Source organism: Porphyromonas somerae, from assembly GCF_022845615.1.
Classification (GTDB): Bacteria; Bacteroidota; Bacteroidia; order Bacteroidales; family Porphyromonadaceae; genus Porphyromonas_A; species Porphyromonas_A somerae.
The window spans coordinates 636,341-651,231 of sequence record NZ_AP025559.1 but is presented as its reverse complement, the minus strand read 5'-3'; the positions used below and the strand labels follow the sequence as shown (position 1 = coordinate 651,231).

Sequence of the window (14,891 nt, the reverse complement as noted above, 5' to 3'; positions counted from 1 at the left end):
GCATTATTTCTTTGAAGCACGTTGTCTATCCACCATACTCAGGTCTTGTAGACGGCGACCGAGTTCATCCTCTTTGGCCAACCAAAGGATGTCATCTTCAAGTTGAAGGGCATACAGCACCCTAAGGTAAATACCAATCGCCACGGTAGGAGTCCCCTTCTCTATCCGTGAAACAGTAAGAGGCGAACAGGTTGCTCGCTCTGCCACCTGTGCAATGGTAAGATTTCGTCTTAGCCGTGCCAGCTTAATCTGTTCGCCTACAATCTGCATCTTCTGCTCTAGTTTACGGGGCAACTTCGTCCCCATCGTATTCTTTGCCATACTACTTAACCTATCATATAATATGCAAATATACACAATATCTATATTTAATGATATATAACAGGACCTCGGAGAGGTCCCTCTTAAATAGGCACAGGTCGAGGGCGAAGCCCTGTGTATTGGAAACCGCCCCTCCTCACGACCCCGGCCGACTTGTTCGAGAAGGCACCATAAAAAAGGACGTTGAAGCAGGCGATTTGCCGAGTTGCAACTAAGCGATCGGCGAGTTGCAACTAAGCGATTGCCGAGATGCAACAAAGCAAATGCTTAGTTGCATCTCAGTTTTCGCCTTCATAATCTACTGATTGATAGTATGATACAACCATCAGATTTTACCCTCTCCTTATCCGATAGAGGCACCCCAAAAAGAGGACCTCGGAGAGGTCCGATTTGTCGTAGCCCCTAGTCGAGGCTCGAAGAGCCGATGACTAGGGGGATCCGCGACACCCCCTCCCCCACGACCCCTTGCGGGTCGGACAACCTTTTCCAGGATTAAAGGATGTGTCTTGTCCTAGAAAAAGTTGACTCATAGATAGATTTTTATGAGTAAGTTTGTAAAAAGGAGTCAACTCCAGAAGATTTATTTTGACCGAGTTATTCACCTCTATTTTGAGGAAAACTTAGGTTATACCCAGATTTCACACCTTGTCCCTATTGGAAGGACTACGATCCTGGAGTGGGTTCATAGGTACCTAGATTCTGGGTTAGACGAAGTTATAGAGATGAAGGCGAAGAAAAAGAAGAAACAAGAAGAGCACCGCGGATATCGCAGGTATTATTATTCGGATGTGGCGTCAGGCGGGGCGTCAGGCGGGGCGCCTGAGAAAAGCTCAGTTGATTTAGAAAGAAGGGTTCAAGAGCTTGAAAAACAGCTTTTTAGGCAGACTGTTTTGACAGATGCATTGAATGAATTAATCAATGTGGCAGAAGAGAATTTCCGCATCCAAATAAGAAAAAAAGCTGGCACCAAACGGTAGATCGCTTGCACGCACAGGATCTGAAGAAATATACAATACAGCTCCTTTGCGACCTGTTTGGTGTAAGTAAGCAAGCCTATTACAAGCGAAAAAAGTCAAAACTTCATGCCAATATGGCACTTGAAGAGATGGCTGTTGAGTACGTTCTTGAGACCCGAGAGAAAGCCCCTGGCATGGGCGGTAAGAAGCTGTGGCATATGTATAAGCGAGAGTTTAAGGAGGGGACTCCACTAGGGAGAGACCGTTTTCTTGACACTCTAGACAAGCACGGCTTGAAGCTAAGGCAACGTAAAAGAAAGCCGAGAACCACCAACTCCAATCACGGTTTTAAGCTCTATGGTAACCTCGTAAAAGATATGATACCAGAAAGAGCTAATCAGGTATGGGTGAGCGACATAACGTATATCCCCATCCATTATGACGGAGTACATCATAAGTTTAGCTACCTATCCGTGATCTTAGACTCATACTCAAAAGAAATTGTCGGGTGGAGCCTAGGCGATAGCCTAGACACTAAGTACCCTATTGAAGCTCTAAATCAGGCACTTAAGAAACTTAAATCGAATGGTAAAGCTAACGATAAGCTCATTCATCACTCAGACAGAGGCTGCCAGTATGCCAGCCACCAGTATGTGGATATTCTTAAAAAGAATGACATAGATATAAGTATGACAGAAACCCCAGATCCCAAAGATAATGCACAAGCAGAGAGGATCAATAACACTATAAAGAATGAGCTCTTAAAAGGCAAACGTTTTAAAACCATCAAAGAGGCAAAGGCTGAATTAACCTCAGTCATAGAGTTTTACAACACAAAAAGGCCTCACATGAGTCTCGACTATATGACACCTGTTGAAGCCTCAAAGTGCAAAGGGAAAATCCCCAAGAGGTGGAAAAGCTATAGAGAGGAGTACCTTGAAAATCAAAAAATAGGATAGGTGCCCAAGTTTTGGTACCTTTAGTCCTGTGAGGGGTTTCCTTACGGGCTACGCCCTCCAGTCAACCCCTCACAGGACTAAAGGCTAGAAAGTCAACATAAAGCAGGATTAATAACAACGTAACATTAACCGAGTCAACCTTTTTCAGGAAACCACAAATATTCAGATAATGTTGTCCGACCCGCAAGGGGTCGAATATTATCGGCCCGCCATGAACCCCCAGTCGTTCGGGGCTGACGCCCCTCCGACAGGGGGCTACAACAAATCGGACCTCCTCACGGAGGTCCTTTACATTCGCCCCGTCCGATAGGCACCCGAAAAAGAGCACTAGACAGGGTGCACCGACCCGTCCGATGAGGCACCCCCGATAAAGGACCTCGCAGAGGTCCGATTTGTCGTAGCCCCTAGTCAAGGCTCAAAGAGCCGATGACTAGGGGAAGCCGCGACACCCCCCTCCCCCACGACCCCTTGCGGGTCGGACAACCTATTCCAGGATTAAAGGATGGGTGGTCCGACCCGCAAGGGGTCGATTATTATCGGCCCACCATGAACCCCCAGTCGTTCGGGGCTAACGCCCCTCCGACAGGGGGCTACAACAAATCGGACCTCCTCGCGGAGGTCCTTACCCATCCGATCTATCAGATGAGGCACCCCCGAAAAAGGACCTCGGAGAGGTCCGATTTGTCGTAGCCCCTAGTCGAGGGCGAAGCCCGATGACTAGGGGAAATCGCGACACCCCCCTCCCCCACGACCCCTTGCGGGTCGGACAACCTTTTCTAGGATTAATTTTGAGGTTCTAGATCATATTGTCCGACCCGCAAGGGGTCGATTATTATCGGCCCGCCATAAACCCCCAGTCGTTCGGGGCTGACGCCCCTCCGACGTGGGGGCAATCTATGATCACCACCAAATTTATATGGTTAAAAAGTGTTATTTCGACCTATGCTCGTTTTGCGTCATAATCAGAATAGAATTTGGTCCTTCTCGTGGCGATTGTAAAGGCAACCGTAAGTAGCTTGTTTTTGATGTTGTTCATAATGAGCAAATGTGGCTTGCCTTTGCTCTTCAGCTTTTTCTTGTAGTCTATGAACTTCGAGTTGAATCTGCTCGCAGAGAGTGCCGCCATATGTAAAAGACTTGCAAAATAAGGGTCGGCAAACCAACTCCTATGATTGCCATTTTGGACGGATGTACCTGACTGATTCGGGTGTGGAGAGACCCCTAAAAAGCAGGCAAGTTGCTTGGGGTTATCGAACCTTGTAAACCCTCGAGTAACAACGATCAAAAGAAGGCTTGTGATCTTCCCGATACCTGGTATGCTCAGTAGGCATTTATGGATCTCATTAAGCTCCTCATTGGCTTTGATGATTTCCACCATTTTAGCCTCAATAGCTTTGATTTCTTTCTTCAGAAACCTCTCCTGCTTCTCTAAGCGTTGGATCATGAACTTTAGCGTCTCATCATTGGGTTCTGACTTAAGAATATGCTTATACTCTTTTATCTGACACTTCAATCGCGCTCTTTCTCTCACCTGTCCATATCGGTATGAATAAAGTCTCTCTAAGCTCTCCATATCCTTAGATAGGGGCTTATAGAGCCTAATCTGATCGCGAAAGCGATAGAAGTAGTAAGCGATCTTTTCTGCGTCTATCTTATCGGTCTTGTCGCGAACAATCTTGCCACTACCACATTTGATCGAATAAGCATTTTGTAAGGAGCAATCAATCCCCAGCACATAAAGCTGTTTAGGCAGCGTGATGCTATAGTTACCTGTATCTTCTCCACCTACGAGAACAGAGGAATAGTCGCCAGACAATGCACAAGTCTTATTCAGCCATTTTACAAATCGCTTACAACCTGGCACATCGTTTTTGAACTGCTCATTACCAATGATCTTTGGATCAATAGAGCTCTCTTCAGATACCTTGAGGATAGCTGCGTCAAATGTTTCTTTTGAGAAATCAATTCCCACAAATAATTTTTTATTCATAACTTTGTACATGTAGTGATTAGATAGCCATTAGTCGAACGATAGCTGTTTGTACTCAAGCTGTAAATAGGAGTGAAATCCTAACAATCTATATAGTATCCAACAGCGTGATTAGGTGTCCTTACTGCCCCCAATAGGTTCTATGACCTCGCTACGGTATTAAGGTTTCTCACCTAATCGACTAATGGCTATCTTTCTACAACAAAGATACGACATTAGTCTCGCTATTAGACTATTTTTACTGGCTATTTCATCTTTGATATACCCTTTATCTACGTATTTGAATTTAACTTTTTTTGTTTGATTTTGGCGGGCTCGATAAACTCGCCCGGGCTACCTGCAAACTTACAGCTACGACAAATCGGACCTCCTCGCGGAGGTCCTTTCCTGTCCGACACACCTAATGGGGCACTCCCGAAATCGGACCTCCTCGCGAAGGTCCTTTCCCATCCGATCTATCAGATAAGGCAACCCCGAAAAAGGGCCATTCGCTTATCCGATTTATCCTATGAAATCAGGGGTACATTATCAAAAAAGCAGTATTTTTTTAGTAAAGCTCAAATATATTACGTACCTTTGCTCGGAAATAGTGTATCGTATTGATACATTAAGAATGTTGAAATAGTAATGAGAATGCAATTTTTATACAACAAAACTAATTTGAAAATGAGTAAGAAATTTTTTCTAGCACTGCTCGCCCCTCTTTTCGTGGGCGGTCTCGTGGCTTGTAACAAGCAGGCCATCAACGACCTGAACCCTGAGGGTCAGAGCACCGGTGACACCTACATGTCTGTCACCTTCTCTACAGCCAACCCTAACTCCACCCGTGCAGCAGAGGACAAGAACTTTAACTCTATCGGTGAGTTCATCGGTCGTGACAAACTGGATAACGTCAATGTCTACGTGATCAACCTCCCAGAGGAGACCGTAGATATGATGCAGTTTAATAACGCTCAGGTTACAGAGAATCCTGACAAGAAGGATGACACTAACGACTTCCGCACCGAGGCATGGAAGACCACTGCTGGTGACAAGATCGTTTATGTTTACGCCAACATCAAGGGCACTGACATCGAGAAAGCACTCAATGCAGCCACCTCTAAGGCAGCTTTCGAGGCAGCTAACAAGCAAGCTTTTACACTGACCGAAAACGGTGCAGTAAAGGAGACTTATGCTAAGTTCCAGGGCGGCAAAGACATCATCGCTATGAATTCTACCAAGGGTGTTGAGATCACGGTTGAGGCTGGCATCAAGAAGGATGCTGCTGAGGCAGGTACTGACAACTGCGCTAAGGCCACTGTTCGTCGTCTTGTAGGACAAGCTGCTGTAACTGCTTCTGCAGATAAGTTTGAGATCAAAGAGGAGGGAACCGACAACGTACTCGTTACCCTAAGCGATCTTAAGTGGGATGTAATGCAGTTTGAGCAGACTACCTTCCTAGCTCCACAACCAATTGACGCTACTGCTAATCCTGCCCAGAACCCTATGCTTACACAGTTCTGCAAGTCTCCATCTTTTGAGTTCATTACTACTGCTACCAACTTTACTGCAACTGAGGCTGGTAAGAAGTATGCTTACCGTGCGTTTAATGGTGAGGCTGTAGCGACTTTCACTCGTAGCAATAATGCTAATGTTGACGAAAAGAATAAAGAGGATGTAACTAACATCGTGAAGAACCCAATGAAGTTCATCACCGAGACCACTCACCAATTTGGTGGCAAGCTCAAGGCTGATGATCCAACCAACACTGGTGACGAGACTGGCTACCGCAAGGGTAACACCGCTTATGTGATTGTTTCTACTCAGATCACTCCACAAGGAAAGGCTTTGGCTGAGGGTCAAACCTACACTGCTGGTAACGACCTATTCTATGGTGTACAAGACAAGAAGTTCTATGCTGACGAGGCTGCTGCTAAGGCTGCCAATAAGTCTACTTCTGATCTTGGTGAGGACAGAGACAACGTGATCAAGTACGCTAAGGGTATTTGCTACTACGTAGCTTGGCTCAACCCAGATGTTATTACTGATCCAGTGAAGTCTCCTGTGCTTCGTAACAACATCTACCACGTAAATATCAATGCGATCAAGAAGCTTGGTTACTCTGGCAACCCATTCAATCCAAATGGGGACGATCCAAAGGATCCAGATGACAAGACTCCAGATCCAAAGGAGACTCTTTATCCAAATGAGACTTGGATGTCTGTAGAGATCAACGTGGTTAACTGGGGTGTACACTCTTACGACCAGGAGTTCTAAATAAAGTCCTAGGGGTACTTGACACTTAAACCCCACAGGCAGGAGGTGCCTGACCGCACCTTCTGCCACTAAGAGAGAGGGAAAAGAAACAACAACAGACGCAGAGAATAAATATGACGAATATAAGCAGATCCATCAATCAAAAGCTAGCCACCCTGAGCGGCGTGCTACTAGCACTGCTCCTTAGCCTCACCGGCTGCCAGAAGGAGCGTTTCGTCCCCGAAGAGGATCTCGGCTACCGCCACACGGCAGAGTTTGATGAGGGCAGCACTTATATGTCCCTCGCTATTCGCACCACTCCCCCCACTACTGACCCCGCTACGCAGCAAGAGGCCGGGGCTAAGGATGGAAAGGAAAGTGCAACGGGCGAAGAGAGCTTTACCACATGGCAGGGCGATGACATCATCGAGAACTTCGCCGTCTACATCGTCTCCGAAGGAATAGATAAGGTACAGCCCATCGCTGGCTCCGTGAACGATAGTAGCCTAGCAACATGGGACCCTGACAAGCAGGAGTTGCTCCTAAATCCCTTTAGGTCGGCACCAGTGAGCAAGCGGATCTTTGCCTTCTTCAATATCCCCACGCAGTACCAGAAGTACCTAGACGAAAAGCTCAATAATAAAGAAGAGTTCCTCAAGCGAATTTCAGAGCCGATCCCCTATATGGGAGAAAAGGGCATTACCTACGATGGGGATGCCCCCCTCCTAGAGGCCTTCCGCCCCGACAGCCATATCGCCACGAAGGAGATAGCGACTGGTCCCTCCGCCATGATCCCCGACGTGCCATCTTTTACCGATAAGGGAAGACCGGGGTATGATGGAAGGAACCCAAGGAGAAACCTTGATTTCCCCACTGCATTCTTTGATACCAGGATGAACGAAACTAAGCCTGGTCCTCTCCCATGTATCAAGCGCAAGGATCGGATCCTCTCTTCTGGGGTACGGTACAATTACCTGCCGGAGGACAACATCACGGAGGAGGAGGTAAAGGATGGACGCAATCTGGTACAGGTCTATACCCGCCGGGTCTTGGCACAGGCTGTAGTGACTGCCGAGGCGGACCTCGTAAAGACTCCTATCCCCGAACTGGGGGGCATGGTGATCAAGGGGGTAAGCTTTCAGGTCTTCAACTTCGAGCCTACCTTTTACCCAATAGCCAAAACTACAAAGGAGGGCGAGTGGCCGGGGAATAAAAACACCGAGACGCCTCTCTACAATAAGACGGACAATAGCTCGCGAATCAATATGACGACCTACCAATCAACGATTGCAGATGAAGAGTTTACTGCAGATGCACTGGTACGGGATCGCTTCTTCCGCTCAGCTCACTTCGTTTATGGGGAGGGACCTGCCGAGCTGGATCCTGCCGATGAGAATTATGCTCAGAAGCTCTTGCGGGAGATGAGGATAGAGTACAAGGATTCTAAAAAGCTGTATGATGGCATCGAGAAACAGGATATGAGCGTTCCTACACGTGGCACCACATTCTGGGGAAGCTGTTATGTGACGGAAAGCACTCAAAAGTGGGGAACTGATGCCTCCAGTGGCTACAACACCTCCAACACCCCCTTCTTTGCCGTCGTAGCTTACTTTGATACAGAGAAGCTCCCATGGGGAGACAAAACAATAACTACCGCCAAAGCTAAAATTGACAACAAGCAAAAAGACCTCGATAATCAACTGAAAGAATGGAGAGATAAGCGCGACGCTAAGCAGGCGGAGCTAGACGCTTTGCCTAAGGCCGGTGGCGGTAGTATAAGTGAGGCGGACGCCAATGCTATTTTCCAGGCCTATGTGCAGTGGTGGGAAGACCATCTCAAGAATTCAAGGGGGGCGAAGAGCTATTTAAACAAGATCTCAAAGCAAAGGGATAAGTTTATTAAGACAAAGGAGCTAGACGAGGCGGGATATCTGGATAAGATTAAGCGAGAGAGGAGCACACTACGCGGACAGGATTTTAAGGACGGTACAAAATTAGCTGACAAAGGCTACCGCAACCGCAAGTATCCCGAAAACAAGAGAGTCGGTAGCCCAACAGAACTAGACGCTCCGGATCTAGATGTTGAGCAAGAAGAATTTAAGAAGACGTTCGAAGCGGATAGGAAGCTGAGAGCGGGCGACCCAAATGCCGAGAAGCGTCAGCAGCTCAACGATGAAATTAAAGCTCTTAATAAGAAGATTGAAGACTTTAAAAACGAGTTTAATTCTTCAGGAGATAAATACCCAAAGTTGGAGAACACAACAACTAACAAAGAGTTTTACACTCAATTTATCTATGAGCAGGGGATCAATAGGATTTTCTATTCTCTGGCGGATCACAAGTTCTATCTCAATTACCACGAGATACCATTCGCCAAACGTGGTGGTCAACGGCACACCCTAACAGAGAACGATCCTTGGCTAGACGAGCTGAAGTCCAAGCTGCCCAACGGCAAGGACTTCCCAACCGAAGCCAACGAGGCTCCTGCTACTGCAGCAGTATTGCCACCATCTGCCGATCTGATGAGTAGGCTAAGCCAACTACTGAATGGGGAGATACCGGAGACGGACCTCAACCCCGCTGAGCGTCGCTCAATGGACTTCTACCTATATGGTCGTGTAGCACCGGGATTGGTGCAGTACTTCGGTGGTGCCGAGCGTATCGATAGGATAGACCTCCAGAGTGGCTATGTAGCATGGTACACCGCCAATAAGAAGGATAACGTGGTGAGCTACCCTTGCTATGTCAGGAATAAGAAGGTCGATAACGATGGTAAGGAAACGAAGAGCAGTATCAGTAACGTTCGCCTGATGATGGTCTACTACGCTTGGCTCAACCCCAACACCCAGGAATCAGGTACCACCTACGCTTCCCCAGTGTTGCGTAACAACATCTACCACATGCATATCACAGGTTTTACCAAGATGGGTCTTTCAGCAATCCCCTTTGTGCCAAGGGTACCAGAGGGCAATGGCTACAAATTCCTCCACTGGAAGCTAGACCCCGATGAGGAGGTACCAGCAGCTAATGCACCACTCAACGCTACAAGTGGTACGGGCTCACCTACCAGCCTATCAACGCCACGCTCATCGAGCTTTTCACTTACATTCTGATCAGAAATAAAGATGATGACTAAGATATACAGACATAACCTATTTAGCCTCTTGATGGTGGCACTGCTCCTCGTAGGAGCGAGTAGCTGCCAGAAGGAGCGGTTTGTAATAGACACCCCAGATGAGGAGCAAAAAGGGGTGACCCCCTCCTACGGCTCCACCTATATGTCGCTCAGCCTCCGCACCGGCGGCGGCAGCGACAAATCGGAGGACCAAGACTACAACTATCAAGGGGACTGGGCAGGTACTGACGACATCACCTCCTTCGCTGTCTACGTTGTCTCCGAGGATCGCGACGAGATCCATTGCATCTACAGTAATAAGATTGTGGTTACTCCTGGAGAATATTACTGGGATGCCAATTGGGAAAGGGCTAAGCGCGATGACGTATTGGATCCCAATGTACAGACGTGGAAAAATAATGTACTGACGCTCAAGCCATGGAAGACCTCACCTGGGAAGAAGACCATCTATGCCTTCCTCAATCCACCAGCTGAGTATATCAAGTACCTAGAGCCTACGCTCGGCAACAAGGGTCAGTTTGAAGCAAGGGTCAAGGAGCCTATCCCCTACCAAGGAAAGGCGGGCATGACCTACCCCGACACCGACGCCCCAAAGCTTGGAGGCTTCCGCCCCGACCCCAACATCGCCAAGAAAGTACTCTATAAAGATGTTAGCGGTGATGCGCTTACCCCTGGTAACATAAATATGAGTGAAGGAAGTTTTGGAGAGCTCAAAGACGATGGTTTTGACAGTCGGTTATTTGACCTTACGAATAATCCGAGTGGGGGTAAGCCTACGAACGGGTTCTATAAATATTCAGACCACATCATGTGCTCAGGCATAAAGGAGGACTTTGCCGTTGCAGATAATATATCGGAGAGCGAGGTGGTCAATAGTCGCGAGAATCTGGCTGTGGTCAGTGTCCGGAGGGTACTGGCTCAGGCCGTCGTATCGTGGGACAAGAAGATCATCGGAAAAGGACTTAAGGGCGATCCTGAAAAGGAGAAGATGAAGCTAATGGGCATCTACTATCAGGTGCTCAATTTTGAACCTACCTTCTACCCTATTGCCAAGCGCACCAATAGTGATTGGTTCAATATCAAGAATACCAAGAGCCCCTCTTATGGCCAAGATTCCCCCTCTGGGTTGATTGATTTTACCACCTATCAGCCCCATAAGGAGAAGAATAATAGATTTGACCCCGCGACACTTGACTATGAGCGCTTCTTCCGCAATTCTATCCCAGTGGATAAAAGCCAGGTGATGCCTCCTAGCAATGATAATGATCTGACGATGCAGCAGCTTTTCCGTCGGAAAGTGATCATCGGGATGTGGAATGTGGAAGATGGAGAGAATTTCACTAATATCCCCTCTTACCCCTATGAGACGCCCACCGTGCACTGGGGGGGCTGTTACCTGACCGAGACCACCCATCCTTGGGGTGACGGAGAGGATAGTGGCTACCGCAAGGGGAATACCCCTTTCTTTGCCGTCATCGCTTCTTTCGCCATCAACTCCTTACCTTGGTCCCCACAAACGAAAAAGCAAATTCAAGATCTTCTTGACGAAACAGCTAGGCAAAAGGCAATTGAAATGGGGGATAAGGAGCAGCGCCTAGCTGACTTGATAGCCGCAAGAGATGCCGATCCCCTTAACGACCAAATAAAGGCAAAAGAAGCAGAAATAGCCGCGGTGAAAAACAATAAGACACTTTCTCTCAAAGAAAAGAGAGCATTATTAAAACCATTAAATGCCGAGTTGAAAGCCCTGAAGAAGCAGTTGAGTGATAAGTACCCAGATATTCCTGATCTTGAAAAAGAAATAAAAAGGATCAATGAGAAGTATTCAAAAAAGGAATATGATGCTGGAGACGATGTCACTCCTATCACCTACGCCCATGGCATCAACCGCATCTACTACTCGCTGGGCACGCAGAATTTTTATCTCAATTACCACGACATTCCAGTTGCCGACCGTGGTAATGTCACCCATCAGCTAAAGACTACTGACGAGTGGTATACCAAACTTACCAACGCCATTCCTGGGAATGCAATACCAAAGGCGTCACAAGATTTGCTGGATAAGTTTAGCGGGGTGCTGAATGGCACCATCCAAGCGGAGACGCTTTCCGCTGATGAGCAGCGTGCGATGGACTTCTACCTCTATGGTAGGGTAGCTCCCGACTTGGTGACTGCATTCAATGGTACTAGCAAGTACGACCGTATTGACCTTCGTCTCGGCTATGTGGAGGACTACACCGCCAATCCTGAGCACAAGGACAAGGTAGTCAATTATGAGATTATGACTAGATATCGTGGGGTAAATATAGATGGTCAACTTGGTGATTTTATGCAGAATACCCGCCTGCTGATGGTCTACTACGCGTGGGTGAACCCCAGTACCAACAACAACCGCACCTGGTACTCATCACCTGTATTACGTAACAATATCTACCACATGCACATCACTGGTTTCACGAAGATGGGGCTCTCAGGCATTCCCTTTGTGAAGACGCCTAACGACAAACGCTTCACCTATCTGCATAACATTGATCCCGATGAGAAGGTGCCATCGAAGGATGAGTATCTACCCATTCAGGATCCTTACATGAACGTACAGGTGACGAATGTCGGCTGGGGGATACATAGCTATAAAAAACAATTCTAATCACTATTAGATATGACTAAGAGAATACTAAATAGGGCACTTGCCCTCCTCCCAATTCTATTTCTTGGAGGGTGTCAATCGTTATTGCACGACCAGCTTAAGGAGTGCCCACGGGAGATAGAGGTTTCGCTCTATACTCAGACCGATTGTGATGCGGCACGCACCTACCCTACCGATGTGAAGAGTGTGCTCCTCATTGCCTACAATGAAAAGGGCGAGGCAGTGGCGACACAGACCCACGAAGGACCTATCTCGGCGGAGACCAAGGTGCGGATGACGGTGCCTGCAGGCGAATCGGTTCGAGTTGCAGCATGGTCGGGTCTTTACAAGGACTACTTTGCACTCACCCCTAATGCCAAGCTAAGCGAGCAATTTGTTCAGCTAAAGGCGGGTCAGGACCTGAAGGATCAGCGAATCCGCCAAGGGATTAGCCGTGAAGTAGCTCTGAAGCCACTCAATGAAGAGGGGGCGAATGAGGTCACCTCTGTAGAGGTGAATCTACTGGAGCTGACCAACCGCATCAAGGTGCACATCATCGGTCTTGAAGATCCAGATAAGATCTCTGTGGAGGTGGTATCGGCCAATGACCGCTACAGTGCCGAGGGTAAGATGCTGGGCAATAATGAGGCTACCCCTTATCCCTACCCTACCACGATTACGACCAAGGCCAATACTTTTGTAGGCCCAGTAGAGCCAGGTTGTGAACCTGGGTATGATGGCGAGCTAACAGCAGAACTGACCACCCTACTTCTGAGAAGTGGCCACAATAGTTGGGTCACCATGCGTAAGGCAGGTCAGGAGCATCCATTTTTCCGTAGCAACCTGATTGGGCTACTGATGAGTGCAGCTAAAGATGGTGCCGATATCAATCTCTACTGTGACCACGACTTCACCGTGGAGCTGAAGGTACGCCGCTGTCCTAACTGTTCCGAAGGATATCAAGTCGCTTGGGTGAAGATCAATAACTGGCAGGTACACAGCTACGATACTGAACTAGCTCCGTTATAATTAGGAATGAGACCGCTTTCCTATGGTGCAGGGATCTGCTGTTTACTACTGCTATCCCTCTTTCAGACTAGTTGTACTGACTTAATATTTGACGCACCTTATCCTGACCCTGGTCAGGGTAAGGTGGCGGTTGTTTTTAGTCGTCCCGAACTGCTCTTGCCAGAGGGGACGGAAGAGCACTTCGGAAAGATCACCTCGCTACGTCTGATTGCCACCAACCTGAGAGGAGAGGTGGTGTACAATGGGCGGCTACGCTACAAGGGCGCGGATAGAAACCTCAGTTGGCGTCAGCTGGCGTGTAGTGACCCAGTGGTACTGGATCAGAGCACCTATGAATTCTTTTTCATCGCTAATGAGGAGGGGATCGGTATTCAGGAGGAGACATTTCAGCAGATCCGTAGCAAGCAGGCGTTGCTGCGACTCACCTATTTTATCCCTTTGTCACGCCCAGAGCATCGGCCATTTTTGATCCCATTGGTGGGGCACCTACAGCGACAGTTGCCTCGACAAGAGGAGACGGATCGTACCATTATCCTCTATCCTCAGTTGGCACCATCGGTGGCACTCCTAGAGGTGGATACCAAGGGGTTGTCGATGGAGCGTATCGAGCTGGGGTTCCCTAAGGATCGGGAGGATGGGGGGCTCTTTGGGTACCCCTACTCTAAGGTGTCGGATCGGAGACATGAGATGCACTACTATCCGCTCACCCCATTGGAGAAGGGGGGGACGCTCTACTGTGTTGGTCTGCCTGAGGTGCGCTGTTATGCCCCGGAGCAGCAGCAGTGGCGAGGTCCAGAGCTCAGCGATATGACGCATCTGCGGATCCAGTTGACGAATGGCGAAACGAAGCTATTGCCACTGATGCAGTTGCCCGAGGAGCGACTCCCCAACAGTTACGATGAGTACCTCCGCATCGCGATGGAGCCCGCCCCCATCGGCATCAATGGCCTCATCGAACGCTTCTCCATCTTCCCAGGTGGCCATTACCGCTACCAGCTAAGTAATCTGTAGAGGTATCTCATCGGACAGGTCGGACAGATCGGACAGGTCGGAGCACCCGACAGGGTGCCATTCAGATAGCCCCCGTGTCGGAGGGGGCATTCGCCCCCGAACGACCGGCGGGAAACGAGGACACCCCCACCCCACGACCCTTGCATAACGCCTTATCGGACAAGTCGGACAGGCCGGAGAAGGACCTCACAGAGGTCCGACGGATCCTAGCCCCCCATTCGAGGGCGTCAGCCCGATGAATGGGGGATCAATGACCGCCCACCCCCACGACCCCGGCCGGGGGCTATCTGAGTGGCACCCTGTCGGGTGCTCCGACTCGTCCGACCTGTCCGACTTGTCCGATGAGGCACCCCTCCGCCAAAGGCACCCCAAACCTTTCCCAATATTTGTTAAGTACCCTAAATATTACTATCTTTGTAGGTAGATAAATAGATATGGTGATAGGTTATCCTATTCTTTAGATAGCCTATAAAAGGGAATCCAGTGAAAGTCTGGAGCAGTGCCCGCTACTGTGAGCTTTGAAATAAGCTTTGGATATTCATATTTACCACTGCCTTATCAGGTGGGAAGGTATTCCAAGGTAAAGCAAGTCAGGAAACCTGCCATATCATAGTGTGTATTGTGGTGC

At 48.4% G+C, this 14,891-nt stretch carries 9 protein-coding genes and 1 riboswitch; of the genes, 7 read left to right on the top strand and 2 right to left on the bottom strand.

Annotation, left to right across the window (positions count from 1 at the left end; genetic code table 11):
• Positions 1 to 3: 3 nt before the first annotated feature.
• Complete coding sequence (locus MWL85_RS02765) at positions 4 to 321, bottom strand: helix-turn-helix domain-containing protein (protein ID WP_018027811.1); 318 nt, start codon at positions 319 to 321, stop codon at positions 4 to 6.
• A gap of 542 nt (positions 322 to 863) precedes the next feature.
• Between MWL85_RS02765 and MWL85_RS02760 the strand changes: the two genes are divergently transcribed.
• Both MWL85_RS02760 and MWL85_RS02755 read left to right on the top strand, forming a co-directional pair.
• On the top strand, positions 864 to 1,298 hold the full coding sequence (locus tag MWL85_RS02760) for a hypothetical protein (RefSeq protein WP_244400172.1): 435 nt from the start codon (positions 864 to 866) through the stop codon (positions 1,296 to 1,298).
• 5 nt (positions 1,299 to 1,303) lie between these two features.
• A complete protein-coding gene (locus tag MWL85_RS02755; protein ID WP_244400171.1) occupies positions 1,304 to 2,236 on the top strand; it encodes an IS3 family transposase in 933 nt (310 codons plus the stop codon).
• Between the two features lie 940 nt (positions 2,237 to 3,176).
• Here MWL85_RS02755 and MWL85_RS02750 read toward each other — a convergent pair.
• Positions 3,177 to 4,226 (bottom strand): IS110 family RNA-guided transposase, encoded by a 1,050-nt coding sequence (locus MWL85_RS02750; protein WP_244400173.1) that lies wholly within the window; start codon positions 4,224 to 4,226, stop codon positions 3,177 to 3,179.
• 666 nt (positions 4,227 to 4,892) lie between these two features.
• Between MWL85_RS02750 and MWL85_RS02745 the strand changes: the two genes are divergently transcribed.
• From MWL85_RS02745 to MWL85_RS02725, 5 genes are all read left to right on the top strand, one after another.
• On the top strand, positions 4,893 to 6,482 hold the full coding sequence (locus MWL85_RS02745) for an Mfa1 family fimbria major subunit (protein ID WP_244401325.1): 1,590 nt from the start codon (positions 4,893 to 4,895) through the stop codon (positions 6,480 to 6,482).
• Between the two features lie 113 nt (positions 6,483 to 6,595).
• A complete protein-coding gene (locus MWL85_RS02740) occupies positions 6,596 to 9,574 on the top strand; it encodes a fimbria major subunit (protein WP_244401324.1) in 2,979 nt (992 codons plus the stop codon).
• A gap of 12 nt (positions 9,575 to 9,586) precedes the next feature.
• Positions 9,587 to 12,244, top strand: coding sequence for a fimbria major subunit (locus MWL85_RS02735; protein ID WP_244401323.1), 2,658 nt, complete (start codon positions 9,587 to 9,589; stop codon positions 12,242 to 12,244).
• Between the two features lie 12 nt (positions 12,245 to 12,256).
• Positions 12,257 to 13,252: a FimB/Mfa2 family fimbrial subunit gene (locus MWL85_RS02730; RefSeq protein WP_244401322.1), complete on the top strand. Its 996-nt coding sequence runs from the start codon at positions 12,257 to 12,259 to the stop codon at positions 13,250 to 13,252.
• A 6-nt stretch (positions 13,253 to 13,258) separates the two neighbouring features.
• Positions 13,259 to 14,263 (top strand): hypothetical protein, encoded by a 1,005-nt coding sequence (locus tag MWL85_RS02725; RefSeq protein WP_244401321.1) that lies wholly within the window; start codon positions 13,259 to 13,261, stop codon positions 14,261 to 14,263.
• A gap of 423 nt (positions 14,264 to 14,686) precedes the next feature.
• Positions 14,687 to 14,884: riboswitch (cobalamin riboswitch) on the top strand.
• Positions 14,885 to 14,891: the final 7 nt, after the last annotated feature.

Bases quoted from the DNA above. Each gene is read 5' to 3' on its own strand.
- MWL85_RS02750 (WP_244400173.1), bottom strand. From the start codon at position 4,226: ATGAATAAAAAATTATTTGTGGGAATTGATTTCTCAAAAGAAACATTT.
- MWL85_RS02725 (WP_244401321.1), top strand. From the start codon at position 13,259: ATGAGACCGCTTTCCTATGGTGCAGGGATCTGCTGTTTACTACTGCTA.
- MWL85_RS02730 (WP_244401322.1), top strand. From the start codon at position 12,257: ATGACTAAGAGAATACTAAATAGGGCACTTGCCCTCCTCCCAATTCTA.
- MWL85_RS02745 (WP_244401325.1), top strand. From the start codon at position 4,893: ATGAGTAAGAAATTTTTTCTAGCACTGCTCGCCCCTCTTTTCGTGGGC.
- MWL85_RS02735 (WP_244401323.1), top strand. From the start codon at position 9,587: ATGATGACTAAGATATACAGACATAACCTATTTAGCCTCTTGATGGTG.
- MWL85_RS02740 (WP_244401324.1), top strand. From the start codon at position 6,596: ATGACGAATATAAGCAGATCCATCAATCAAAAGCTAGCCACCCTGAGC.
- MWL85_RS02765 (WP_018027811.1), bottom strand. From the start codon at position 321: ATGGCAAAGAATACGATGGGGACGAAGTTGCCCCGTAAACTAGAGCAG.
- MWL85_RS02760 (WP_244400172.1), top strand. From the start codon at position 864: ATGAGTAAGTTTGTAAAAAGGAGTCAACTCCAGAAGATTTATTTTGAC.